At 65.1% G+C, this 24,116-nt stretch carries 18 protein-coding genes; 7 read left to right on the plus strand and 11 right to left on the minus strand.

Translation table 11 applies throughout. The annotated features are described in order from the left end of the window. Positions 1 to 67: 67 nt before the first annotated feature. Positions 68 to 595 carry a DUF3087 domain-containing protein gene (locus tag AYB31_RS03250; protein WP_068825821.1) on the minus strand — a complete coding sequence of 176 codons (528 nt, stop codon included), beginning with the start codon at positions 593 to 595 and terminating at the stop codon, positions 68 to 70. Between the two features lie 183 nt (positions 596 to 778). Here AYB31_RS03250 and AYB31_RS03255 point away from each other — a divergent pair, with 183 nt between their 5' ends. After that, positions 779 to 1,777 (plus strand): hypothetical protein, encoded by a 999-nt coding sequence (locus tag AYB31_RS03255; RefSeq protein ID WP_068825736.1) that lies wholly within the window; start codon positions 779 to 781, stop codon positions 1,775 to 1,777. A 20-nt stretch (positions 1,778 to 1,797) separates the two neighbouring features. On the opposite strand, the gene AYB31_RS03260 is transcribed toward AYB31_RS03255, so the two are convergent. Continuing rightward, complete coding sequence (locus AYB31_RS03260; protein WP_177332270.1) at positions 1,798 to 2,895, minus strand: GGDEF domain-containing protein; 1,098 nt, start codon at positions 2,893 to 2,895, stop codon at positions 1,798 to 1,800. A gap of 108 nt (positions 2,896 to 3,003) precedes the next feature. Next, positions 3,004 to 7,056 carry an ATP-dependent RNA helicase HrpA gene (gene hrpA, locus AYB31_RS03265; protein WP_068825738.1) on the minus strand — a complete coding sequence of 1,351 codons (4,053 nt, stop codon included), beginning with the start codon at positions 7,054 to 7,056 and terminating at the stop codon, positions 3,004 to 3,006. A gap of 187 nt (positions 7,057 to 7,243) precedes the next feature. On the opposite strand from hrpA, the gene AYB31_RS03270 reads away from it, so the two are divergent. Continuing rightward, positions 7,244 to 8,710 carry a methyl-accepting chemotaxis protein gene (locus tag AYB31_RS03270; protein ID WP_068825741.1) on the plus strand — a complete coding sequence of 489 codons (1,467 nt, stop codon included), beginning with the start codon at positions 7,244 to 7,246 and terminating at the stop codon, positions 8,708 to 8,710. Between the two features lie 62 nt (positions 8,711 to 8,772). After that, positions 8,773 to 10,026 (plus strand): DUF2254 domain-containing protein, encoded by a 1,254-nt coding sequence (locus AYB31_RS03275; protein ID WP_068825743.1) that lies wholly within the window; start codon positions 8,773 to 8,775, stop codon positions 10,024 to 10,026. Here AYB31_RS03275 and AYB31_RS03280 read toward each other — a convergent pair. The 6 genes from AYB31_RS03280 to AYB31_RS03305 all read right to left on the minus strand — a co-directional run bounded on the left by AYB31_RS03280 (position 10,023) and on the right by AYB31_RS03305 (position 17,040). Next, a complete protein-coding gene (locus AYB31_RS03280; RefSeq protein WP_068825745.1) occupies positions 10,023 to 11,708 on the minus strand; it encodes an amidohydrolase in 1,686 nt (561 codons plus the stop codon). The two genes, AYB31_RS03275 and AYB31_RS03280, sit on opposite strands and share 4 nt — an antisense overlap. Positions 11,709 to 11,808: 100 nt before the next feature. Beyond that, the gene (locus tag AYB31_RS03285) at positions 11,809 to 12,933 is read right to left on the minus strand and encodes an agmatine deiminase family protein (protein WP_068825747.1); all 1,125 of its coding nucleotides are present in this window, start codon (positions 12,931 to 12,933) and stop codon (positions 11,809 to 11,811) included. Positions 12,934 to 13,024: 91 nt separating this feature from the next. Then, a complete protein-coding gene (locus AYB31_RS03290; RefSeq protein ID WP_068825749.1) occupies positions 13,025 to 13,756 on the minus strand; it encodes a TorF family putative porin in 732 nt (243 codons plus the stop codon). A 221-nt stretch (positions 13,757 to 13,977) separates the two neighbouring features. Continuing rightward, positions 13,978 to 15,072 carry an extracellular solute-binding protein gene (locus AYB31_RS03295; protein WP_068825751.1) on the minus strand — a complete coding sequence of 365 codons (1,095 nt, stop codon included), beginning with the start codon at positions 15,070 to 15,072 and terminating at the stop codon, positions 13,978 to 13,980. Between the two features lie 2 nt (positions 15,073 to 15,074). Further along, entirely contained in the window at positions 15,075 to 15,983 is a 909-nt protein-coding gene (gene aguB, locus AYB31_RS03300) for an N-carbamoylputrescine amidase (protein ID WP_068825753.1), read from the minus strand. 4 nt (positions 15,984 to 15,987) lie between these two features. Continuing rightward, positions 15,988 to 17,040, minus strand: a complete 1,053-nt coding sequence (locus AYB31_RS03305) for an agmatine deiminase family protein (RefSeq protein WP_068825755.1) — start codon at positions 17,038 to 17,040, stop codon at positions 15,988 to 15,990. Positions 17,041 to 17,174: 134 nt separating this feature from the next. Here AYB31_RS03305 and AYB31_RS03310 point away from each other — a divergent pair, with 134 nt between their 5' ends. Continuing rightward, complete coding sequence (locus AYB31_RS03310; RefSeq protein ID WP_068825757.1) at positions 17,175 to 18,044, plus strand: LysR substrate-binding domain-containing protein; 870 nt, start codon at positions 17,175 to 17,177, stop codon at positions 18,042 to 18,044. Positions 18,045 to 18,107: 63 nt separating this feature from the next. After that, entirely contained in the window at positions 18,108 to 18,512 is a 405-nt protein-coding gene (locus tag AYB31_RS03315; protein WP_068825758.1) for an acyl-CoA thioesterase, read from the plus strand. A 56-nt stretch (positions 18,513 to 18,568) separates the two neighbouring features. On the opposite strand, the gene fadD1 is transcribed toward AYB31_RS03315, so the two are convergent. Next, positions 18,569 to 20,257: a long-chain-fatty-acid--CoA ligase FadD1 gene (gene fadD1, locus AYB31_RS03320; protein ID WP_068825759.1), complete on the minus strand. Its 1,689-nt coding sequence runs from the start codon at positions 20,255 to 20,257 to the stop codon at positions 18,569 to 18,571. A gap of 230 nt (positions 20,258 to 20,487) precedes the next feature. Beyond that, positions 20,488 to 22,176, minus strand: coding sequence for a long-chain-fatty-acid--CoA ligase FadD2 (gene fadD2, locus AYB31_RS03325; RefSeq protein ID WP_068825761.1), 1,689 nt, complete (start codon positions 22,174 to 22,176; stop codon positions 20,488 to 20,490). A 196-nt stretch (positions 22,177 to 22,372) separates the two neighbouring features. On the opposite strand from fadD2, the gene AYB31_RS03330 reads away from it, so the two are divergent. Together AYB31_RS03330 and AYB31_RS03335 are read left to right on the plus strand one after the other, a co-directional pair. Then, on the plus strand, positions 22,373 to 23,098 hold the full coding sequence (locus tag AYB31_RS03330; protein WP_068825762.1) for a substrate-binding periplasmic protein: 726 nt from the start codon (positions 22,373 to 22,375) through the stop codon (positions 23,096 to 23,098). A 66-nt stretch (positions 23,099 to 23,164) separates the two neighbouring features. After that, complete coding sequence (locus AYB31_RS03335) at positions 23,165 to 24,109, plus strand: alpha/beta hydrolase (RefSeq protein ID WP_068825764.1); 945 nt, start codon at positions 23,165 to 23,167, stop codon at positions 24,107 to 24,109. Positions 24,110 to 24,116 lie beyond the last annotated feature (7 nt).

Genomic DNA, 24,116 nt, shown 5'->3' on the forward strand with positions numbered 1-24,116 from the left:
ACCGGAACCCGTAGCACCTGGGCTCCCGCCTGCGCGGGAGCGTCGGGCGTGGGAGTTCGGGGTCGTCTTAGGACTTGAAAGCCTTCACCGCTTCCAGCCACTCGGCCTCGAGGCGGTTCTGTTCCACCTCCAGCCCCTGCGCCAGCATCGCCTCGCGGTGCGCGTCGATCTCGCGGACCATCTGGCTGAGGTCGCTGCTGTTACCGTCCAGCTGGTGCATCTGGCTTACGCCCAGGTGATAGAAGCGCAGCAGCCGCATGGCGCTGGCATCGCCCGCCGCCACGCCAGCCTTGACCTGGTGCATGACGTTGGTAACGCGCATCAGGCTGCGCTTGAGGCGCCAGCCGTACACCGCCGCCGCCATGAACGGCCGCGCCCAGAGTTGCTGGCGCACCAGCAGCACGCTCAAGGCCAAGCCGAGCAGCACGCCGAGCAGGTTCCACTTGAAGTTATCACCGCCGGGCGTGCCGAACAGCTGGGTGCTGGCAGTGGCACAGAGCATGGCCAGCACCAGGAAGATGGCGGCGAGCACGAAGGTGCTGCGCCGGGTCTGCTGGCGGTACAGCTCGGGGTTCATGGGCTGGATTTCGAACAGGCTGGTCATGGCGATCACGCTGGGCAACGAAAGGTCGCCACCTTGCCTGATCGGCCCTGAGAGGTCGAGCCCGAGGTTGTGGCAAGACGTGCTGCATCCTTTCTGGCCTGCGGGCCGGTACGAGCTGCGGCGCCGCCGCGCCAATGCAGCTAAAGTGCGCAGAACCTTCCCAGGAGGATCCGCGTGAACACCAGGCTATTGCGGCTCGCCTTGCTCGGCGCGGCGCTGCTCGGCGCGCCCGCGCAGGCGGCGACAGACACCGACTACAGCATCACATTCGCCACCCTGCAGGGCAGCCAGCTGCATCTGTTGATTAGCGAGGAGACGGTACGCTCCACCTGCTACTGGGGTCGCCATAGCTGCAAGCAGAAACCCCTCGGTGCCAAGCTGTATCGCCTGGTGCTGCCGGTGGAAAGCCACTGGATCGGCTTTGCCGAGGCACGCCGCAAGTGGCAGAAAATCCGTGAGGCCCGCCGTGCCGATAGCTTCTGGGGCAACGAACTGGCAGGCGATGCGCTAATTCTGTTCGACCAGGAGGGCGCTGCGGTCTGTCCCCTGTCAGCGCAGCCCAGCACCTGCAGCGCCGCGCAGGATATCCCCGCCCCCCTTCAGCAGCGCCGCCCGGCCCGGCACGATCCGCGCCTGCTGGCCGGTGACAAGGTGTATCGACTGCCCAACGCGCAGGTGGAGCACGACCTGCACGGCCGCGAGGGTTACCGCCAATTCCGTGAGGCGATAAGTCGCGACATGCGCCACGACGGCCAGAGCGCCCAGCTCGTCGGGCCGGTCGGGGCGCGTTATCTGGTCGGCATGGAGCAATATGCCGCGGCGGGCGAATCCCCGCTGTTGGCGCAGCTCTACGACATCGCCGATGACAGCACGCGGCCCGTGCGCATCAAAGGCCTGCCGGCCGATGTCACCGTCAGTTCGCTGGATGTGGTGAGCAAGGACGACGATGTGCTGTTTCTGCTCAATCTGTTCCGCTATTCGAAAGACAGCCACGAGCTGGAGTACACGCAGGACATCATCTATTCCGCCCGGAACAACGACTGGATCAAGATCACTGCGATCGAACGCCCGCTACCCCGCCACCTGCTGTGGGACGCCGACCACGCGCGCTTCATTCAGGTGCAGTGGAACCACCAGCGCGATGGCATCGAGATCCTCCCGCGCGCTTACTGAGCTGTTCCGCGCCCAGCCCCTCAGAGCACTTCGATGCGGTCGCGGCCGTTGGCCTTGGCCAGATAAAGCGCGCGGTCGGCACGATCGAGCATGCTCTGGGCGCTGTCGTCGACGCAGAACTCGGTGACGCCGAAGCTGGCCGTCTTGTGCCGCACCGTCTTGAACTCGCACTCGCGCACCAGGCGTTGCAGGGTTTTCGCCACGGCCAGGGCCTGCTGCTGGTCGGCCTCGGGCAGGATCACCAGAAACTCTTCGCCACCCAGACGGCCAACCTGATCGACGACGCGCACGCTGTTGCTCAGCAGCTTGGCGAACTGGCGCAATACGCTGTCACCCACGGCATGCCCATGGCTGTCGTTGACCTGCTTGAAGTGGTCGATATCGATCAGGATCACCGAGAAACGGGTGTCGTAGCGCTGCGCCCGGGCAATCTCGTCGCTGAACAGCTGGTCGATATGGGTACGGTTCCACAGCCCGGTAAGGCCGTCCAGGCTGGCACTCAGTGCCAGCTGGCGCTGATGCAGGAACATGATCTTGTGCGCCTTCTCCAGCACGAAGGCGCAGACGAAGCCGAAGGACAAGGAGGCCAATATCCAGCCCAGGTGCAGCCACTGCAGGCCGTCTTGCAGTTCCGCGCCCAGGCTCACCACCACCAACGCCACGGTGGAAATACTGGCAGTCAGGGTCGCCTGGCGCAGGTTCAGGCCGGAGACGGTGAAGGTCCACATCAGGTTGAGGTAGATCTCCGGCAGGAAGTAGGCGAAATCGGAGTTGCCGCTGTTGAATGCCAGGTTGGCCAGCACCGCACTGATCGGCGCCGCGCACAGCAGCAGGATCATGCGTTGGCGCCAGGCCTCGCTGTAGCTCATCAGGCCGACGGCCAGCAGCACTGCAGGCACCAGGAGGCCATGCACCAACAGGCGCAGCTGTTGGTGATCCTGCGCCACATGCTGCTCGATGGCGGTGTAGACGAAATACAGCAGCATGGTCAGGAAGGCGCCGGAGCGGATCTGCGGCAGCTTGGCCTGGCGATACCAGTGCGCGAACTCCTCGCGCGTGGCAACCGGCGTGCCGCGCAAGGGGTCCAGCGACTGCTTCAGCCTGTCGATCAAGCTCACTGACAACTCCTGTTGATGGTCGAGCACGGCATGCACCGGCGCCGGCCATCCCGAAGCCGACGCACTGTGTGTCGGCCGAGCTTAGGCTGGCATGAGATCAAAATGCCATCAAGTTTCGACTTGACTCCACTGCTTGCTCAGGCGCTTGTCCGACACAGCCATTTTTGTGCCCAGTTGCTGGGCGAACAGCGAGACGCGGTATTCCTCCAGCATCCAGCGGTACAGCACCAGCTCGGGGTCGCGCTTGCCTTCCTGAGCGTGCTTGGCGGTACGCGCCTGGTACTGCTCCCAGGCGGCGCTGAGCTCGCCAGTCCATACGCGGTCGCGCTGCACCTGGGCGCCGACCTTGTCCAGGCGCTGCTCGATGGCCTTGAGGTAGCGCGGGATTTCCTTCAACCACTCGCCCGGCGTCTCGCGCACGAAGCCGGGATAGACCAGGTTGGCCAGCTGCTGCTTGATATCGTTGAGGGCCATGGCCTGGGCCAGGTCGATCTTGCCCTTGAAGCGTTTCTGCAGGCCGTGGGTGAGCTTGAGAATATCCAGGGTGAGCCTGGCGATACGCTCGGCGTGGGCGGTCCAGTCGCCACGCTTTTTCTCGGCCAGGGCTGCCAGCGCTGCGCCATCGCGGGGCAGGCTGGCTTCGCCTTCAAGCACGCAGGCGTCGAGGCTGGCCAGCAGGATGTCCTCGACCAGCGCCTCGGGGCGGCCCAGCTCACGGTACAGCAGGCCCAGCTCGGTCAGCCCCGGCAGCTTGCCGCGCAGGTACTTGGCCGGCTCGGCCAGTTGCTGCAGCAACAGTTTCTGCAGGGCGCGGCGGTGCTGGAAATCGGCCTCGGCCTGGGTCGGGAAGCGTCCTTCCTTGACCACCCCGCCCTCTTCCACCAGTGCCGGGAACACGGTCATGGAGAGTCCGGCGATCTTCTGCTGGGTCTTCTCGGCGACCTGGGCGAAGGCCTTGGCCTCGACCGGCTTCTGTTCCTGCTTCTGCTGCGGAATGGCCAGGGCGGCCTGGCTGGCCTCGGCGAAGCGCGCGGTCAGCTCAGCCAGGTCGCGGCCTTCGCCAAGGAACTTGCCACGGGCGTCGACCACTTCCAGGTTCATCTTCAGATGGCTTTCCAGCTGCTGCGCCGCCTCTTCCCAGGCCTCGTCGGCAACGCGGGCGCCGGTCATGCGGGTCAGCTCACGGCCGAGGGACTCCGGCAGGCTGCCCTGGCCGAAGGCGATCTTGGCCAGCGCGGCGCCGACGAAGTCCGGCACCGGCACGAAGTTCTTGCGCAGGGCCTTGGGCAGGTTGCGCACCAGGGCGATGGCCTTGGCCTCGATCAGCCCCGGCACCAGCCATTCCAAACGCTCGGGGGGTAGCTGCGGCAACAGCGGCGCCGGCACGCGCAGGGTCACGCCGTCGCGTGGGTGGTTGGGCTCGAAGTGGTAGCTCAGCGGCAGCTGCAGTTCGCCGAGCTGGAGAATGTCCGGGTACTGGGCGGCGGTAACCTCCTTGGCATCGCGGGCCAGCACGTCTTCCTCGCGCATGATCAGCAGCTGCGGATTCTTCGCGCTCTCGGCCTTGTACCAGCTCTCGAAGGTGGCGGCCTGATGGATCTCCTGCGGGATGCGCGCCTCGTAGAAGGCGAACAGGGTTTCCTCGTCGGCCAGGATGTCGCGGCGGCGGGCCTTGGCCTCCAGCTCGTCGAGGCGCTCCAGCAGCTCGCGGTTGGCCGCCAGGCACTTGGCGCGGCTGTTGATCTCGCCGCGCACCAGGCCTTCGCGGATAAACAGCTCGCGCGACACCGCCGGATCGACCGGGCCGAAGTGCACCGGGCGGCGGCCGACCACGATCAGGCCGTACAGGGTGACCTGCTCGAAGGCCACGACCTGGCCGCGGCGCTTCTCCCAGTGCGGCTCGAAGTGGTTTTTCTTGATCAGATGGCCGGCCAGCGGCTCGATCCAGTCCGGCTCGATCTTGGCGACCATGCGGGCGAACAGCTTGGTGGTTTCCACCAGCTCGGCGGCCATCACCCAGGTCGGCTTCTTGCGGCCGATCACGCTGGACGGGTGAATCCAGAAGCGCCGCTGGCGGGCGCCGAGGTAGTCGCCGTCCTCGCTCTTCTGGCCGATCTGACTGAGCAGGCCGGACAGGATCGCCTTGTGCACGGCGGCGTAGCTCTTGGCACGCTGCGCCGCTTCGCTGGCCTCGGCCTGCTCGCGGGCGATGACGTTGACCTTGGTGTCCTTGGTTGGTTGCGGGCGCGCATCGCTCTTGTGGGAGGAACCTTGGCCGCGACCAGAGCCCTGCGCAGAAGCATCGCGACTGAAGTCGCTCCCACGAGCATTGCCGAGTTGCAGTTCGCGGGCGATCAGCACCAGCTGGCGGTGGGCATCACGCCATTCGCGCAGGCGCATGTAGTTGAGGAAGTTCTTCTTGCACCAGTTGCGCAGCGGGTTGCTGCCCAGTTCCTGGCGTTTTTCCTCGAAGCCGCGCCACAGGTTGATCAGCGCGGCGAAGTCGGAATCCACGTCCTTCCACTGCGCGTGGGCCTGGTCGGCGGCCTGCTGACGATCCATCGGCCGCTCGCGCGGGTCCTGCACGGACAGCGCCGAGGCGACGATGAGAATCTCGTCCAGCGAGCCGAGCTTGGCCGCCTCCAGCACCATGCGCCCCAGGCGCGGGTCGATGGGTAGGCGCGCCAGCTGGCGGCCGATAGGGGTCAACTGGCTCTCGCGGTTGACCGCCGAGAGCTCCTGCAGCAGGTTGAAACCGTCGCTGATGGCCTTGCCATCCGGCGGCTCGATAAAGGGGAAGTCCTCGATGCTGCCCAGGCGCAGATGGAGCATCTGCAGGATCACCGCCGCCAGGTTGGTGCGCAGGATCTCCGGGTCGGTGAACTCGGGGCGGCCGAGGAAATCCTCCTCGCTGTACAGGCGGATGCAGATGCCCGGCTCGACCCGCCCGCAACGGCCCTTGCGCTGGTTGGCGCTGGCCTGGGACACCGCCTCGATGGGCAGGCGCTGCACCTTGGCGCGGTAGCTGTAGCGGCTGATGCGCGCCGTACCCGAGTCAATCACGTAGCGAATGCCCGGCACGGTCAGCGAGGTTTCCGCGACGTTGGTGGCCAGCACGATCTTGCGCCCGGCCATGGGCGCGAAGATCTTCTGCTGCTCGGCCGGGGTCAGCCGCGCGTACAGCGGCAGCACCTCGGTGAAGCGCAGGTTGGCCTTGCGCAGCACCTCGGCGGCCTCGCGAATCTCGCGCTCGCCGGGGAGGAACACCAGCACATCGCCGGGACGCTTGCCTTCGGCGCGCTCGTGGACGGCGATCTCGTCCAGCGCGGCGAGAATGCCCTGGTCGACGGTGAGGTCGTCGAGCAGGCTCTCGCCCTCCTCGTCCACCTCGGCGGCCAGCGGGCGGTACCAGGTCTCTACCGGGTAGGTGCGGCCAGAGACCTCGATGATCGGGGCGTTATTGAAGTGCTTGCTGAACCGCTCCAAGTCGATGGTCGCCGACGTGATGATCAGCTTCAGATCGGGGCGGCGCGGCAGCAGGGTCTTCAGGTAGCCGAGGAGGAAGTCGATGTTGAGGCTGCGTTCGTGCGCCTCGTCGACGATGATGGTGTCGTACTTCTCCAGGAAGCGGTCGTGCTGGGTTTCGGCGAGCAGGATACCGTCGGTCATCAGCTTGATCAGCGTGCTGTCCTTGCTCTGATCCTCGAAACGCACCTGATAGCCGACCAGCTCGCCCAGCGGCGTGCTGATTTCCTCGGCCACGCGGGTCGCCACGCTACGCGCGGCCAGGCGGCGCGGCTGGGTGTGGCCGATCAGGCCATGCACGCCGCGACCGATATCCAGGCAGATCTTCGGCAGCTGGGTGGTCTTGCCCGAGCCGGTTTCGCCGGCGATCACCAGCACCTGGTGCTCCTGCAATGCCTTCTTGATCTCGTCGCGCTTGGCGGCGATCGGCAGCGCGTCGTCGAAGCGAATGCTCGGGATGCTGCGCTGGCGCGCCTCGACCTTGGCACAGGAAGCCTGGAAACGCTCCAGCCACTGGGCCTGCTTGGCTTCGTCCGGTTTCTTCTGCAGCTCGTGCAACTGGCGGCGCAGGCGATGACGGTCGGCCAGCAGGGCCTGGTCTAGATTCTTCAGCAGGGGGTCACGGGTGTCGGTCATCGGGAGGGCGCGGCGGCTACGGCAAGGCCGGCGATTGTCGCAGCCAGACCGGGGCTTGCCCAGCCCGAAGGGAGCGACGGACGGCTGACGCCAGAATGAGAACCCTTGATCCCGATCAATCCGGGGCGCCATCGTCGCCGGCAGGATATGGCCAAATGCCAGTTAACTCGCGTGCAGAAAAACCATCATGAAAAGCTGGATCCTCGATCTCTCACTGAAATACAAGTTCTGGGCCGTCAATCTGGTGGCTTTCGCCACCACCCTGCTGCTGGTGCTGTTCGCCATGCAGCAGGAGCAGCAGGGCCGCGCCACGGTGGCGCACGAGGCCGCCCAGGCCCAGGCCACACTGTTGGCAGCCTGGCCGGCCGAGGCCGCTCTGCCCACCGGTAGCCAGGCGCAGCGCTTTGCGACCGATGCACAGCCGCCATTTGGCCTGCCGCGCAATGCACGGGGCTGGACGCCCCTGCAGCACGACGAGCTGTGGGGCGACTCCCCGCTGATCGGCGCCTGGGTGCAGGACGGCAGCAATGGCCAGCGGCTGGCCGTGCCGGCAAAGGCAGCCAGCCTATGGCAGGTCTTCACGGAGCGCGCCGGTGCCTATGCCCTCGCCGTGGCCTTATTGATGCTGTTGTTGCTGGGCGCCTCGCAGCTGCTGATCCGTTTCATCCTCGGCCACCTCAACCAGCTGAAGGATGTGATGCTGCACGTGGAGCGCAGCGGCGACCTGGCGGCCCGCGCCGAACTGAGCAGCCGTGACGAAGTGGGCCAGATGGCCGGTGCCTTCAACGCCATGCAGGCCGGCTATCAGCGGGTGGTAGGCACCGTCGCCCAGGCCGCCGCCAGCCTCGATGAAGGTGCGCGACGCCTGGCCGCGAGCATGGAGCAGGTACGCGGCGGCATGCTCGGCCAGCAGGCCGAGACCGACCAGGCCGCTACCGCGATCAACGAGATGTCCGCCACCGTGCACGAGATCGCCCGCCACGCCAGCGACACCCGCGACCAGTCCGCCGAAGCCGACCGCCTCAGCGGCGTCGGCCAGCAGGTGGTGGCACGCGCCGGCAGCGCCATCGCCAGCCTTTCCAGCGGCGTGCAGCAGACTGCCGAGATGATCCAGAAGCTGGCCGAGGACAGCCGCACCATCGGCGGCATGGTCGAGACCATCCACGGCATCGCCGAACAGACCAACCTGCTCGCCCTAAACGCCGCCATCGAAGCGGCACGCGCCGGCGAGATGGGCCGCGGCTTCGCCGTGGTGGCCGACGAGGTGCGCAACCTGGCCAAGCGCGTGCAGGACTCCACCGACGAGATCACCAAAATGATCGGCAATCTGCAGGCGGCCAGCCGCGATGCCGTGGAGTTCATGCAGGAAAGCTCGCTCAAGGCCGATCAATGCGTGCAGGAGGCCAACGCCACCGGCGAGGCCCTGGGTGACATCGCCCAGGCCGTGGCCCTGATGCGCGACAGCAACACGCAGATCGCCGTGGCCGCCGAGCAGCAGACCCAGGTGGCCGAGGAGATGACCCGCTCGGTGGTGGGCATCCGCGACGTCACCGAACAGACCGTGCAGCAGACCCTGGCCTCGGCCAGTACCAGTGCCGAACTGGTGGGCCTGGCCGACGACCTGGGCAAGGCGATTCGCAAGCTCAAGCTCTAGCACCTGGCCATCCGCGGGGCCGCCAGGCAGAATCGGGCTCTACCGACCGATACGAGCCGACCATGACCGCACGCTGGCAATGGGTTCTCGCACAAATCGGCAGGCGCCTGTGGTTCCGCGCCAGCCTGTTTTCCCTGCTCGGCGTGGTCAGCGCGCTGCTGGCACTGGCCTTCAAGGACTATGTGCCGGAAAGCCTGGCCAACAGCGTCGGCGCCGATGCGGTGGACAAGATCCTCAACATCATCGCCACCAGTATGCTCACGGTCACCACCTTCTCCCTGAGCATCATGGTCGCCGCCTACTCCTCGGCCACCAGCACCGTCACCCCGCGCGCCACCCCGCTGGTGATGGAAGACAACATCACCCAGAACGCCCTGGGCACCTTTATCGGTTCCTTCCTGTTCAGCGTGGTCGGCATCATCGCCCTGAGCACGGGCGCCTATGGCAACAAGGGCCGGGTGCTGATGTTCGTGGTCACCATCGCCGTGATCGCCCTGATCGTCCTCGCCCTGCTGCGCTGGATCGACCACCTGGCCCAACTCGGCCGCGTCGGCGAAACCAGCGACCGCGTGGAGCACGCCACCTGCGAAGCCCTGCGCGACCGTCTGCGGCTGCCGAACCTGGGCGGCAACCGCCTGGTCTCACGCGAAGCCATCCCGGCAAACGCGCGCGCGATCCACCCGCACTACATCGGCTATGTGCAACACATCGACATGCCCGCGCTGGCCGAGCTGAGCGCCAGCCCGGACAGCGCTATCTATCTGCTGGCCATGCCGGGCAGCTTCATCACCCCTGGCGAGCCACTAGCAGCGGTACTGGGAATCGACCCCGCCGAGGACGACCGACTGCGCGCCGCCTTCAGCGTCGGCAAGTGCCGCTCCTTCGAGCAGGACCCCCGCTTCGGTGCCGCCGTGCTGGCAGAAATCGCCTCGCGCGCCCTGTCGCCCGCCGTCAACGACCCCGGCACGGCCATCGACATCCTCGGCCGCGGCGTACGTGTGCTGGCCCTGTGGACACAGGTCGACGGCGAAACACCGGACGGGCTCGACTGCAGCCGCATCCACGCACCGGACCTGCTGCTGAGCGACCTGTTCGATGACCTGTTCACCCCGATCGCCCGCGATGGCGCGGCCCTGATCGAGGTCGGCATTCGCCTGCAGAAGGACCTGCTCAACCTGGCCCTGCTCGACCCGCGCTACCGGGCCGACGCCCGGCGCCACTCCAGCCTGGCGCTCAAGCGCGCCGAAGCGGTACTGACGCTGGAGGAAGACAAGCAGCGCCTGCGCGAACTCTCGGCCGAGGTGCTGGCCCTCTAGTCAGCACTCGCAGCAAACTCATACGGGAACCCCGCGGCCCGATACACCTCATCGCCACCAAGCAGAGTCCACAGCACCTTGGCCTGGCCTATCTGCGCTGGCGATAACGTGAAGATGTCTCGGTCCAGCACCAGCAGGTCGGCCTGCTTGCCCACCTCCAGCGAGCCAGTCTGCTTCTCCTGGCGCAGGGTGTAGGCGGCATCCAGCGTGTAGGCGCGGATCGCCGCCTCCAAACTGGGCAAGCTACGTGCGCCGAGGCTAAGGGCGTTTTGCATGATCCCAAGCGGCGACAGCGGATTCACATCCCAATCCGAACTGAGCGTGACCCGTGCCCCGCTGTCATACAACGCACGCAGCGGCAGCAACTGGTAGGCACGCTCACCGATCAGCGGCTGGTTGTCCTTGAGGAAGGACGGGGCGAAATAGCGGCTGGGCTGGAAGTCGGCAATCACGCCCAACTGGCGAAAGCGCGGCAGATCTACCTGGTCGACCAGCTCAACATGGGTCAGACGATGGCGACCGAGTCCAGTCTGCTCGATCACATCAAGCGCATCGCGTACCGCCTGGTCGCCGATGGTGTGAATGTGCAGGTCGAAGCCCACCGCCGACAGCTCACGGGCGTAGCGCGCCAAGCGCTGTGGCGTGAAGTAGTACAGGCCGCGCGGATCGACGCCCGCCAGGCTGTGTTGGTAGGGCTGGCGCAGGCGCGCGGTGGTGTTGTGCACGATACCGTCGACATACAGCTTGATCTGGGTGATATGCAGCAGATCGTCATCATCGCCCGGCTGGTACAGCGCCTTGAGCTGGGCCAGCTGCTCGCCATCGTCCAGCTGCGGGTAGGCCCACAGGCCGAGGCTGGTGCGCGCCTTGAGGCGATTCTCACGCGCCGCCTTCTGCCAGGCCTCTAGGTGGCCACGACGCCAAAACACCCGCGCATCGGCCACCGAGGTGATGCCGTTGCGCGCCAGCTCGCCCTGGCCGTCCAGCACCGCCTGGTAATACACCTGATGCAGCGCCCTAGAGGGTGGCAGAGCCTTATCCATCACCAAGTCGCCAGCGCTGTCGAGTACCACACCGGTGGCCCTGCCCTGCGTGTCGCGCAGGATTACGCCGCCCTCGGGATCGGCTCCTGCGTGGTCGAAACCGGCCAGCTGCAGCGCCTTGCTGTTGAGCCAGTAGGAGTGCGAGGTCTCCTCCATCAGGGCGATGGGCAGATCGGAGGCGATCTCGTCGAGCAACTCGCGCGGGCTCTCGCCGCTATCAAGCAGGGTGTGCAGGCTGAAGCCGCTGCCCAGCAGCCACTCGCTCTCGGTTTGCTCGGCACACTGGCCAACCTCATCCAGCCACTTGTCCAAGGTATCGTCCGCATCCAGCGGGCAGTCGCCCTGGGCCTCGGACGAGGCGTCCAACACATGAGCATGGGTATCCTGGAATCCGGGGAGTACCAGGCGACCGCCGAGGTCGACGACATCGGTATCGTCGTCGACATGCTTGTCGACCTCCGCCCGGTTACCGATGGCCAATATCCTGCCCGTGTGACTCACAGCAAGGGCTTCTGCCCAGGGCTGGGCCGCGTTCACCGTATAGATGCGGGCGTTGTGCAGCACCAAGCTGGCGCCGGTTTCGTCAGCCTGGACCAGTGGTGCTAGCAGGGCCGCACAAAGCGGCAGACAGCGATACATGGAGCGATCCTCAAGCAAAAAAAACCATGCCCGCTCGGGCATGGCACAAGCGGGGAAAGTTGGTCAGATCCCCGATGGAAGCAGGTCATGAAAGGCTAGATCACAGGCGTGGCATGTTCTTGGTCACGCAATGGATACCGCCGCCGCCAGCCGCGATCGGATCGATATTGACCTGCACGATGGCGCGCCCCGGATAGAGCTGAGTGAGCAGATCCTTGCAGTACTTGTCCGCCGCCGCGTCGCCGAACTGCGGGGCAATCACTGCGCCGTTGATTGGCAGGTAGTTGATGTAGCCGGGGGCGAAGTCCGGGTTGTTGCGGGTGTACACATTGCTGCGCACCTTGAGGGGCGGCGGCAGGGTGTGCACCACCAGCTTGCGGCCGTCGGCGTCGGTGGCCGCCTTGAGGATATTCAGGTGAGTGCGGGTCACTGCGTAGTCGTAGGACTTGGGGTCGTTGTCCAGGTTGGCGATGACCACGCCCGGTTTGACGAAGCGCGCGTAGAAGTCGACGTGGGCGTCGGTGATGTCCTTGCCCTTGATGCCGGGCAGCCAGATGATCTTGCGAAGGCCGAGACTAGCCTTCAGCTCGGCCTCGATCTGGGCTTTGCTCATGCCCGGGTTACGGTTGCTGTTGACCCAGCAGCTCTCGGTCATGATCGCCGTACCGTGGCCGTCCACTTCGATACCACCACCTTCGCCCACCAGTTGGCTGCCGATGTAGTCGGCATACAACTCGTAGCTCAGGGTATCGGCGACCAGTGTGTCGTTGCCGGAACGCTGTTTGCCGCCCCAGCCGTTGAAGTTGAAGTCGACCAGGCCGCGACCGCCCTGGCCGTCGACCACGAAGCTGCCGCCGTAGTCGCGTACCCATATGTCATCCAGTGGCATGGTGAGGAACTTGATATTGCTGGTGCCACACTTCTGCTTGGCCTGGCTCAGCTGGTTGGCACGGCATAACACAGTCACCGGCTGGTACCTGGCAATGGTCTTTGCCAACAGGGCGATGCAATTGTTGACCGGCGTGGCCCAGTCCTCCCAGATCGCCGTGGAGGCGGCGAAGGCCAGGATCACCCGCTCCTGCGGGGCATGCTCGTCAGGCATGTACCAGCTGCCGGCCAGGGCCGCGCGCGCCCGTGGCGTGCCGATGCCCAGACCCAGGGTGGCGACGGCGCCGATACCGGCGGCCATAGTCAGGTGTTTCATGAAGTCGCGACGCGTAGACATGCTATGTCCCTCTTCTCGTTGGGGGGTTGTGCGGCGCCATCCATGGCTTGCTGCTCCCTAGCGCGGCACGGGCCGGCGGCCCGCCACCGGCTCAAAAACTCTTGTTGACGCCCAACACCAAGGTCGCCGAGCAGACGTCGTCGAAGCCCATGTAGTTGGCGCATTCGCTGTTCGAAAGATCGGTGTCGACGTAGCTGGCCGACCAGTTGAGGCCGAACAATTCCTTGCTCAGCTTGAGCTGCCATTCGCGGTAGCTGTCGCGGGTGTCGCCGCTGCCACCCTGCAGCAGCGGGTCCTTGAGGTCGACATTGCCGTAGCGCAGGTCCAGGGCCACGTCCGCCGGCAGCGGGGTCTCGTAGCCGACGTAGCTGTACAGGTAGCTCTGGTCGCCGCCGAGGTTGTCGGAGTAGTAGGCACCGAGCTTGGCGCCGTAGGCTGTGAGCTGGCTGAAGTACTCGCCATAGTTGAGTTCGCTCTGGCGCGGGTATTCGTACTGGAAGTAGGCGCTGTCGAGGCTGATGTCGTCGCTGATCTGCCAGTTGTAGCCGGCGTAGTAGTCCAGCTCCTGGCGGGTGTTGCTGCCCAGGCCGAAGTCGACGTTGGAGCTCCACACCCCGACGTACAGGCCGCTGCTATGACTGAGGGTGGCCGAGCCCTGCAGGGCCGGGTCGTTCTGCGTCTGCGAGATGCCGCGGGTGCGGTAGTCGCTGTAGACGCCGGCATCCAGGTACAGGGCGAAGTCGTCGTTCAGTTCGATGGCCTGGCTCAGGCCCCAGGGGGCGAACAGAGTGATGGCTAGGGCGGCCTTGGACGGGTACTGCATGGTGCGGCTCCTTTCTTGTTGTTGTGGGCATGGCTTCGCCATACCGCGCCGGTGACGCGGCGGCGGTTAGCGCTGGTTTAGAACCTGATCAAAGTCTCGCGAGCTAGAGCCGGGCTAGGCGGAGAGAGGCCGAGCGCGCGGAGTTTACGAGCGGTAAATGAGCACCCGAGGCCTCTTTCCAACAACGCCCAGCCGACGCGCAGCAGACTTTGCACAGGTTCTTAGTGGGCGGTGGTCTTGAAGGTGGTCCAGGCGCGCATGCGCGCACGCATGGAGCGCTGCGGGATGTCCTTGCCGGGGATCAGCCGCGCGTAGGTGGCTTCGTCGACGTAGATGTCCGGGTTGTTACGCATGTCGGCATCGACCATCGGCCGCGCCTTAGCACTGGAGGTCGGGTAGCCGGTGAAGTTGCTGATCGCTGCCATGTTCTGCGGGCGCATGACGAAGTTGATGAAGGCGTAGGCGTATTCCGGGTGCCTGGCGTCCACCGGGATGGCCATGGTGTCCATCCACACCGTGGTGCCCTCGCGCGGGATGTGGAAGCGGAAATCCGCTGCCTTGCCGGCACCGCTCGCGGCGCGCTGGGCCTGGGTGACGTCGCCGCTGTAGCCAAGCGACAGGCACAGGTCGCCGTTGACCAGGTCGGTAACCGGCTGCGACTGGAACTTGCGGATATAGGGCTTGATCGACACCAGCAGCTCGGTGGCGGCCTTGAGGTCTTCCGGCTCGGCACTGCGCGGTGAGCGGCCGAGGTAGTTGAGCACCACGGCCATGACTTCGTCCGGCGAATCGATCATGGAGATGCCGCAGTCGGCGAACTTGGCCGCGTTCTCCGGCTTGAACAGCAGGTCGAGGCTGTTCACTGGCGCGTTGGCCATGCGCTTGCCGATCATCTCGGCGTTGTAGGTGATGCCGATGCTGCCCCAGGTGTAGGGCACGGTGGCGTGGCGCGAATACGGGTACTGCGTCTGCAGGCTACGCAGGCCCGGCTCGATGTCGGCCAGGTGCTGCAGCTTGTCCGGATCGAGCTTCTGCAACGCGCCGGCACGCATCAGCCTCTCGGCCACTGTGTCGCCGGGGAAGATCAGGTCGTAGCCGCTGCCACCTGCCATCATCTTGGCTTCCAGCGTCTCGCTGCCTTCCATGACGTCGTAGATCACCTTGATGCCGGTCTCCTGGGTGAAGTTGGCGAGGGTGTCCTCGGCGAAGTAGTCGGCCCAGTTGTACAGGCGCAGGGTCTTGTCCTCGGCGGCGGCCGAAGCCTGGGCAAAACACAGCGCCAGGGCGGCGCACAGCAGGGTTTTCTTTTTGTTCATGGTCAGGCTCCCCGATGGTTCCAGTGGCTATGCAGGTGGCGGCCATCCAGGCCCAGCAGCGCTCCGTACATCTCCGGGCGGCGGTCGCGATAGATGCCCCAGGTCATGCGCTCTTCGCGCATGGCGGCGAGGTCCAGCTCGCGCACCAGCACGCCGCTAGTGTCGCGGTCGGCCTCGGCGAGCAGCTTGCCCTTGTGGTCGGTGATGAAGGACGAGCCGTAGAAGCTCATCTGCAGCGCCGGATCGGTAGTCGCCACCTCGCGGCCGACACGGTTGGCGGCGATCACCGGAACGATGTTGGCGGCGGCATGGCCGCGCTGGGTCAGCTGCCAGTGGTCGCGCGAATCCAGCGCCGCGGCGCCCGGCTCTGAGCCGATGGCGGTCGGATAGAGCAGCACTTCGGCGCCCTGCAAGGCCAGGCAACGGGCGGTCTCGGGGAACCACTGATCCCAGCAGATACCGACGCCGATGCGCCCGACAGCGGTATCCCAGACGCGGAAGCCGGTATCGCCGGGGCTGAAGTACTCCTTCTCCTGGTAGCCGATGGCGTTGGGGATGTGGGTCTTGCGGTACACGCCGAGCAGGCGGCCGTCGGCATCGGCCACGGCCAGGGAGTTGAAGTAGGCGTTGCCGGCCTTCTCGTACCAGCTCAGCGGCAACACCACGCCCAGCTCGCCGGCCAGGGCGGCGAAGCGCTTGAGTAGCGGGCTGTGCTCGTACTCCTCGGCCAGCGCCAGGTGCTTGTGATCCTGCTCGATGCAGAAGTACGGCGTGGCGAACAGCTCCTGCAGCAGGATCAGTCGCGCGCCACGGGCGGCGGCCTCGCGCACTAGCTGCTCGGCGCGGTCGAGGTTGTCTTTGAGGTCCCAGCTGCAGGCGAACTGGGTGGTGGCGACGGTCAGTCTGCTCATGGCCTTACCCCTTCAACGGCCAGCGCGGCTGCTGCTGGGTGATGCAGTGCACCCCGCCGCCGCCATGGGCCAGTTGGTTGATCCGCACGGGTACCACCTCGCGACCGGGGAAGGCCATACGCAGGGTGTCTGCGGCCACCTGGTCGGCAGCAATGCCATAGGCCGGCATGATGATGGCGCCGTTGCAGATGTAGAAGTTGGTGTAGGAGGCGCAGAAAACCTCTGCCTCGGTATCTACTGCGTCGGTGGCCTCGTAGAGTTCGAGCAGCTCGAAATGGCGGCCCTTGGCATCGGTGGCCAGCTCCAGGGCGCGGCGGTTCTCGCGCACCACTTCGGCGTATACCGAGCCGTGGTCGTGAGTGGCGTCCACCAGCAGTGCGCCGGGCTTGGCGAAGGCACACACGCCGTCGACGTGGCCGTCGGTCATGTCGCCGGTGACGTACTGCGGATCGCCCGGCAGCCAGATGGTTTTCTTCACGCCGAGCAGGCGGGCGAAGATCTCCTCCATCTCAGCCTTGCTCATGCCCGGGTTGCGGTTTGGGTTGAGCAATACCGACTCGGTGGTGATCAGCGTGCCCTCGCCGTCCACATGGATGGCGCCGCCTTCGTTGGACAGCGGCGTGCCGAAACACTCCAGACCCAGGCCGTTGAGGATGCGGCGCGCCAGGCTCTCGTCAAGGCCGTGTTCGGACTTACCGCCCCAGGCATTGAAGCGCCAGCTGACGCCGGCCAGACCCAGCTGCGGGTGGCAGACGAAGCTCGGACCGGAGTCGCGGCACCAGCTGTCATCCACCGCCAGTTCGATCAGTTCGATACCTTTGCCGCACAGTTCGCGAGCGCGGAACGCCGCCGACGGGTCGACCACCATCTTCACCGGCTCGAAGCGGGCGATGGCGTTAGCGACGCGAGCGAAGTCGACCTGCACCTCGCTCAGGGTCACGCCCCAGCCAGACTCCCACAGCGGCTGATTGTGCGGCCAGACCATCCAGGTGGCGGCGTGTGGAGCCCACTCGGCGGGCATGAACCAAGCGTTCGAAGCGACTGCGTTCTGTTGCATACAAGTGCCTTTCAGTTAAGTCTTTGTTATCACTGAAAACCGCGAATGCGGTGATGACTTGCATGCTAGGCCTGTAAAAAAGGCACAACAAACGATAGATTTTGCACATTTCTGATTAGCTGAGCTTATCGACCATGTTGAAACACTGGCCTCCTCTGAACGCCCTGCGCGGCTTCGAAGCCGCCGCCCGCCTGGGCAGCTTTCACAAGGCAGCCGAGGAGCTGCACCTCACCCAGTCGGCGATCAGCCAGCAGATTCGCAGCCTGGAAAGCTTCCTTGAACAGCCGCTGTTCTTCAGAAGCGGGCGCAGCGTGGCGCTGACCGATGCCGGCTTCGACCTGCTCAGCACCACCCAAGCGCTATTGCAGCAACTGGCCGTGGGCATTCGCCGCCTGGAGCAGTACCGCAAGCCCAACCAGCTGGTGGTCAACACCACCCCGGCCTTCGCCCGCCACTGGCTGGTGCCGCGCCTGGGTGATTTCCACCGACTGCATCCGCAGGTGGATCTGTGGCTATTCACCAGCGACGAGGTGCCGGACATGGCCAGCCAGACCATCGATATCGCCGTGCGCGACGACCTAAGCGCCCAGGCCGAGTGCAGCTTCCGCGTGCTACTAGAGGACCGCCTCTACCCGGCCTGCCACCCCAGCCTGGTGGCCACACCAGCGGGCGAACGCACCACCCTGCATGGCGAGCGCGAAATGGACTGGGCCCACTGGCAAGTGCAGGGCGGCGCCGATATCGGCCAGCACAGCCAGGGCCTGAACTTCTCCGATCCCGGCCTGTTGCTGGACGCCGCCAGCGCCGGTCTGGGCATCGCCCTGGTCAGCGAGCTGCTAGCCAGCCCGGCGCGGGAGCAAGGCCTGCTGCAGCCACTCAGCGAACAACGGGTACGCGGCCCACGCTGGACCTGGCTGGTGCACCGCGACAGCGAGAACGACCCGCTCACCCGCCAGTTCTGCGCCTGGCTGGAGCAGCGCCTGAACCCCGGCAGCAGCAGCTGAAACCACTCGTCAGCCGTTATGATCGCGACATCGCTCAACAGCTCAACCAGAAACGGAGCAGTCATGCCCTTCATCACCACCCGCACCGTTCTGTTCGGCGACTGCGACCCGGCCGGCATCGTCTACACGCCGCGCATTGCCTACTTCGCCATCGAGGCGGTCCACGAATTCCTCTCCCACCGCCTCGGCGGCGAGGGGCTGCGCAAGGTGTTCGCCATGGGCATCCTGCCGCCGGCACGGGCGCTGTCGATCGAGTTTGTTTCGCCCATGACCTGGGACGAGGTGATCAGCATCGAAGTGCGCAGCGAACCACCGGGCGCCACCTCATTCTGCTTCGCCGTGGAGGGTCGCCAGGCATCGGGAGAGGTGACCTTCCGCGCCTCGATGACCCAGGTGAGCATCTGCCCCGAGAGCAAGCAGCCGACCGCCCTCCCCGCTGCATTGCGCCAGGCGCTGAGCAACGACTGAGTCACCACTGAAACGAAAAAGCCCCGCCGAAGCGGGGCTTTTCAGGCTGCAGAGGATCAGGCCGTGGCGGCGATCTTCTTCAGCTCTTCGTCACGCAGTTCGCGGCGCAGGATCTTGCCGACGTTGGTGGTCGGCAGGCTGTCGCGGAACTCGACCGAGCGCGGCACCTTGTAGCCGGTCAGGTTGGCACGCATGTGCTCCATCACCTGCTCCTTGCTCAGGCTCTCGCCCGGGCGCACCACCACGAAGACCTTGATCGCCTCGCCCGACTTCTCGTCCGGCACGCCGATGGCGGCGCACTGCAGCACGCCCGGCAGGGTGGCGAGCACGTCTTCCAGCTCGTTCGGATACACGTTGAAGCCGGACACCAGGATCATGTCCTTCTTGCGGTCGACGATGCGCAGGTAGCCGTCGTCCTGAATCACCGCGATGTCGCCGGTACGCAGCCAGCCGTCCTGGAGAATCTCGTCGGTGGCTTCCTGACGCTGCCAGTAGCCCTTCATCACTTGCGGGCCCTTGACGCACAGTTCGCCACGCTCGCCCAGCGGCAGGTCATTGCCCTCGTCGTCGATCACCTTGCACAGGGTCGACGGTACCGGGATGCCGATGGTGCCGATCTGGATGTTCTGGTACGGGTTGACGGTGGCGACCGGACTGGTCTCGGTCATGCCGTAGCCTTCGCAGATGGAGCAGCCGGTGACTTCCTTCCAGCGCTCGGCAGTGGCCAGTTGCAGAGCCATGCCGCCGGACAGGGTCAGCTTCAGGCTGGACAGGTCCAGACGACGGAAGTCTTCGCTGTTGCACAGGGCGACGAACAGGGTGTTGAGACCGACGAAGGTGGTGAACTTCCAGTTGCCCAGTTCCTTCACCGTGCCCGGCAGGTCGCGCGGGTTGGTAATCAGGATGTTGTGGTTACCGGTCAGCATCATCGCCATGCAATGGAAGGTGAAGGCGTAGATGTGGTACAGCGGCAGCGGGCAGATGACGATCTCGCAGCCTTCGCCCAGGTTGGAGCCCATCAGCGCCTTGGACTGCAGCATGTTGGCCACCAGGTTGCGGTGGGTCAGCATGGCGCCTTTGGCCACACCGGTGGTGCCGCCGGTGTACTGCAGCACGGCGATGTCGCCATTGCTCGGGTTGGCTTCGGTGAGCGGCTTGCCACGCCCCAGGGCCAGGGCCTTATTCAGTTTGACGGCCTGCGGCAGGTTGAAGGCCGGCACCATCTTCTTCACATGCTTGACCACGGCATTGACCAGCAGGCGCTTGAGCGGCGGCAGCAGGTCGCCGACTTCGGTGACGATCACATGCTTGACGCCGGTCTTGGGCAGCACTTCCTCGGCCAGGTGGGCCATGTTGGCCAGGCAGACCAGGGCTTTGGCGCCGGAGTCGTTGAACTGGTGTTCCATTTCCCGCGCGGTGTACAGCGGGTTGGTGTTGACCACGATCAGGCCGGCACGCATGGCACCGAATACCACTACCGGGTATTGCAGGACGTTGGGCAGCTGCACGGCGATGCGGTCGCCGGCCTTGAGGTCGGTGTGATTCTGCAGGTAGGCGGCGAAGACGCCGGAAAGTTCGTACAGCTCGCCGTAGGTCAGGGTCTTGCCCATGTTGCTGAAAGCAGGCTTATCGGCAAAGCGTTGGCAGGACTCTTTCAGTACGGCCTGGATGTTGGGGTACTGGTCGGCATCGATTTCGGAGGAGATCCCGACAGGGTATTTGTCCTTCCAGAAGTTATCAGTCATGGAAGCCTACTCCTGAGCAACAGCTTGTCTACACCGCGCGTAATGGCGGTTGTTTGTTGTGATGTTTTGACCTTGACGCGAGGTGGGGACTGGCGCAAAGCGTGCCGAGAGTAGCAGCTTTGCCAGGGAGCGCCTAGCACCAAACATGGTCGCCCTGGTCAAAAAAATGACCGATCATTACTGATCGGTCACTTCCTGATTACCTGGGCGAAAACTCGATCTGAAGCAGATCAGGCGATGTCGCGCAGCTCGCGACGGAGGATCTTACCGACCGGGGTCATCGGCAGTGCGTCCTTGAGGACGATGTGCTTGGGCACCTTGTAGCCGGTGAAGTTTTCCCGGCAGAAGGCCTTCAGCTCGTCCACCGTCACACCGCCTTCGCGCGGCACGACGAACAGCTTGACCGCCTCGCCGGACTTCTCGTCCGGCACGCCGATGGCCGCGCAGCTGGCGACTTTCGGGTGGGCCATGACCACGTCCTCGATCTCGTTGGGATACACGTTGAAGCCGGAGACTATGATCATGTCCTTCTTGCGGTCGACGATGCGTACATAGCCGTCCGGGTCGATCACCGCGATGTCGCCAGTCTTGAACCAGCCTTCGGCGTCGAGCACCTCGGCGGTGGCCTCTTCGCGCTGCCAGTAGCCCTTCATGACTTGCGGACCCTTGATGCACAGCTCGCCGCGCTCACCAATGGGCTGTTCCACTCCGTTATCGTCGATCACCTTGAGCGCGGTGCCAGCCACCGGAATGCCCACGGTGCCCAGGCGCGCCAGTGTGCCGTAGCAGTTGGTGGTAGCAACCGGAGAGGTCTCGGTCAGGCCGTAGCCCTCGACTACCGGGCAGCCGGTGATCTGCTCCCAGCGCTCGGCCGTGGCCTTGACCAGTGCAGTGCCGCCCGAGTTGGTCAGCTTGAAGTTGGAGAAATCGAGGTTCTTGAACTCGGGATGATCCATCAGCGCGACGAACAGGGTATTGAGGCCCAGCAGCGCGGAGAACTTCCACTTGCCCAGTTCCTTGATGAAGCCAGGAATGTCGCGCGGGTTGGTGATCAGGACGTTGTGGTTACCGTTGACCATCATGCACATGCAGTTCGCGGTGAAGGCATAGATATGGTAGAGCGGCAGCGGCGCAATCATGATCTCGCCGCCCTCCTTCATCAGCGGCAAGCCATCATCGCCAAGCTGCTGCATGCAGTTGTGGATCTGCTGCATGTTGGCCACCAGGTTGCCGTGGGTCAGCATGGCGCCCTTGGCCACACCTGTGGTGCCACCGGTGTACTGCAGCACTGCCACGTCATCCAGGCCAACCTTGGCCGGCTTCAACGCATGGCCCTTGCCGGCGCGCAGTACATCCTTGAAGGACAGCGCCTGCGGCAGGTGGTAATCCGGCACCAGCTTCTTGACCTTCTTCACCACGGTATTGACCAGCCAACCCTTGAGGCTTGGCAGCATGTCGCCCATGCGTGCCTCGATCAGGTACTCGATCTGGGTGTCGGGCAGCACTTCCTGCACCGACTTGCCGAAGGTGTTGAGGTACACCAGGGCGCGCACGCCGGCATCGTTGAACTGATGACGCATCTCGCGCACGGTGTACAGCGGGTTGGTGTTGACCACGATAAGGCCGGCGCGCATGGCGCCGAACACGGCGATGGGGTACTGCAGCACGTTGGGCATCTGCACGGCGATGCGGTCGCCGGGCTTGAGGTCGGTGTTCTGCTGCAACCAGGCACCAAAAGCGGCCGAGTAGCGCTCCACTTCCGCGTAGCTGAGGGTGACCCCGAGGTTGCTGAAGGCTGGCCGGTCGGCAAACTTCTTGCACGACCGCTCGAACACCTCGACCACCGAGCGGTAGGCGGTCAGATCGATCTGGTTGGAGACTCCGGTCGGGCGCTTGTCGTCCCAGAAATCAGGTTGCATTGTTGTTATTCCCCTTGCCCTGAATGTGCTGGCCAGCCGCCTGCGAAGGCGACCGGGCTGTGCCGGAACTTAGCAGCTCACCAGGCGTTGGCAAATAGCCGAGGCCGCTCATTGACCACGTGAATCTTTGCCATGCATTACGGCGATTCTCCGGGGCCTGAGCTATAGCTAGGATTCCCCCTCTGCCAAACCCATCATGACCCGACTCGCTTTACTTACGCTGCTTGCCCTGCTCTGCCCAGCGACGCGGGCCGAACCGCGCCTGGCGACGCTGGAATACCCGCCCTACAGCTCCACCCAACTGGACGGCGGCGGCAGCATCGTCGAACTGACCCGACGCGCCTTCGCCACCCAGGGCTACACGCCACAGATCGACTTCCTGCCCTGGGCGCGAGTACGGGCCGAGCTGCGCAGCGGCAGCTATCAGGGCGCCCTGGCGCTATGGCCACAGGAAATAAAGGAAGAAGACCTGACAGCCTCGCGGCCATTGTTCTATAGCCAGCTCGGCCTGTTCGCCCGCAAGCAGGCCCCGGTGAGCTTCACCAGGCTTGAGGATTTGCGCGGGCAGAAGGTCGGAATCGTCCGTGGCTACGGCTATCCGCCGCGCATCCTCGCCTCCGGCATCGTCGCCGAAGAAGCGGTGGACGACATCAGCAACCTGCGCAAGCTCGCCGCCCGGCGCTTCGACCTGGTGCTGCTGGAACGCATCGTCGGCGAGCATCTGATCGCCGGCGAGCGCGAGCTACGCGGCCAACTGGCGTGGCAGGAACCCGCCCTGGAGCGCATTCCGCTGGTCGTCGGGTTCACCACGCGCAATGCCGGCCAACCGGACTGGGCCGCCATCTATGAGCGCGGCCTGCGCGAGCTGCACGCCAATGGCGAGTACACCCGCATTCTCAGACGCTACGCGGTGCCGCGCTGAACCACCCTTTGCGCAATCCGCTGAGCCATGCACAATGCCGCGACCTCCCGGGCACAAGGACCCGCCATGCAGCAAGAACACACCTGGATCGGCGCCAGCGACGGCACCACCTTGCACCTGACCCGCTGGCACTCGGGCAGCACACCGAAAGCGGCGCTGATGATCGCCCACGGCATGGCCGAGCACTCGGCCCGCTACGCCCGCCTGGCCGGCGAGCTGGTGGAGGCCGGCTACGAGGTGTACGCCATCGACCAACGCGGCCATGGCCAGACCGCGCAGCGCGGCATCCAGGGCCATTACGCCGACCGCGATGGCTGGAACAAGGTGGTCGGCGACCTCGCCACCCTCAACCACCACATCCGCAAGCAGCACCCGCAGGCACCGATCTTCCTGCTCGGCCACAGCATGGGCAGCTACATCGGCATGGCCTATCTGATGCAGCACAGCTGCAGCCTGCAGGGCGCCATCCTGTCCGGCTCCAACTACCAGCCGCTGGGCCTGTACAAGGCAGCCGCGTTGATCGCCCGCTTCGAGCGCTGGCGCCTCGGCCCGACCGGACGCAGCAAGCTGATCGACTTCCTCTCATTCGGCTCGTTCAACAAGGCCTTCAAGCCCAACCGAACCGCCTTCGACTGGCTCAGCCGCGACCCGGACGAGGTCGACAAGTACGTCAACGACCCGCAGTGCGGCTTCATCTGTACCACCCAGCTGTGGTGCGACCTGATGGAAGGCTTCCAGCAGATCACCCCGGTACGCAACCTGGCGCAGATCGACAGCGATCTGCCGCTGCTGGTGATCGGCGGCGCATGCGACCCAGTCAGCGACGGCAAACGCCTCGGCGACCTGGCCGGCGCACTGCGCACGGCAGGCATCCAGGACGTCGAACTGAAGATCTATCCCGAAGCCCGTCATGAGCTGCTCAACGAGAGCAACCGCGACGAGGTCACCAACTACCTGCGCGACTGGCTGGAGCGGGCCCTGGCCCGCAGCCGCCAGTGCCCCACTCCCTAGTAAGGAA

This window comes from Pseudomonas sp. BMS12 (assembly GCF_001592875.1).
GTDB lineage: Bacteria > Pseudomonadota > Gammaproteobacteria > Pseudomonadales > Pseudomonadaceae > Aquipseudomonas.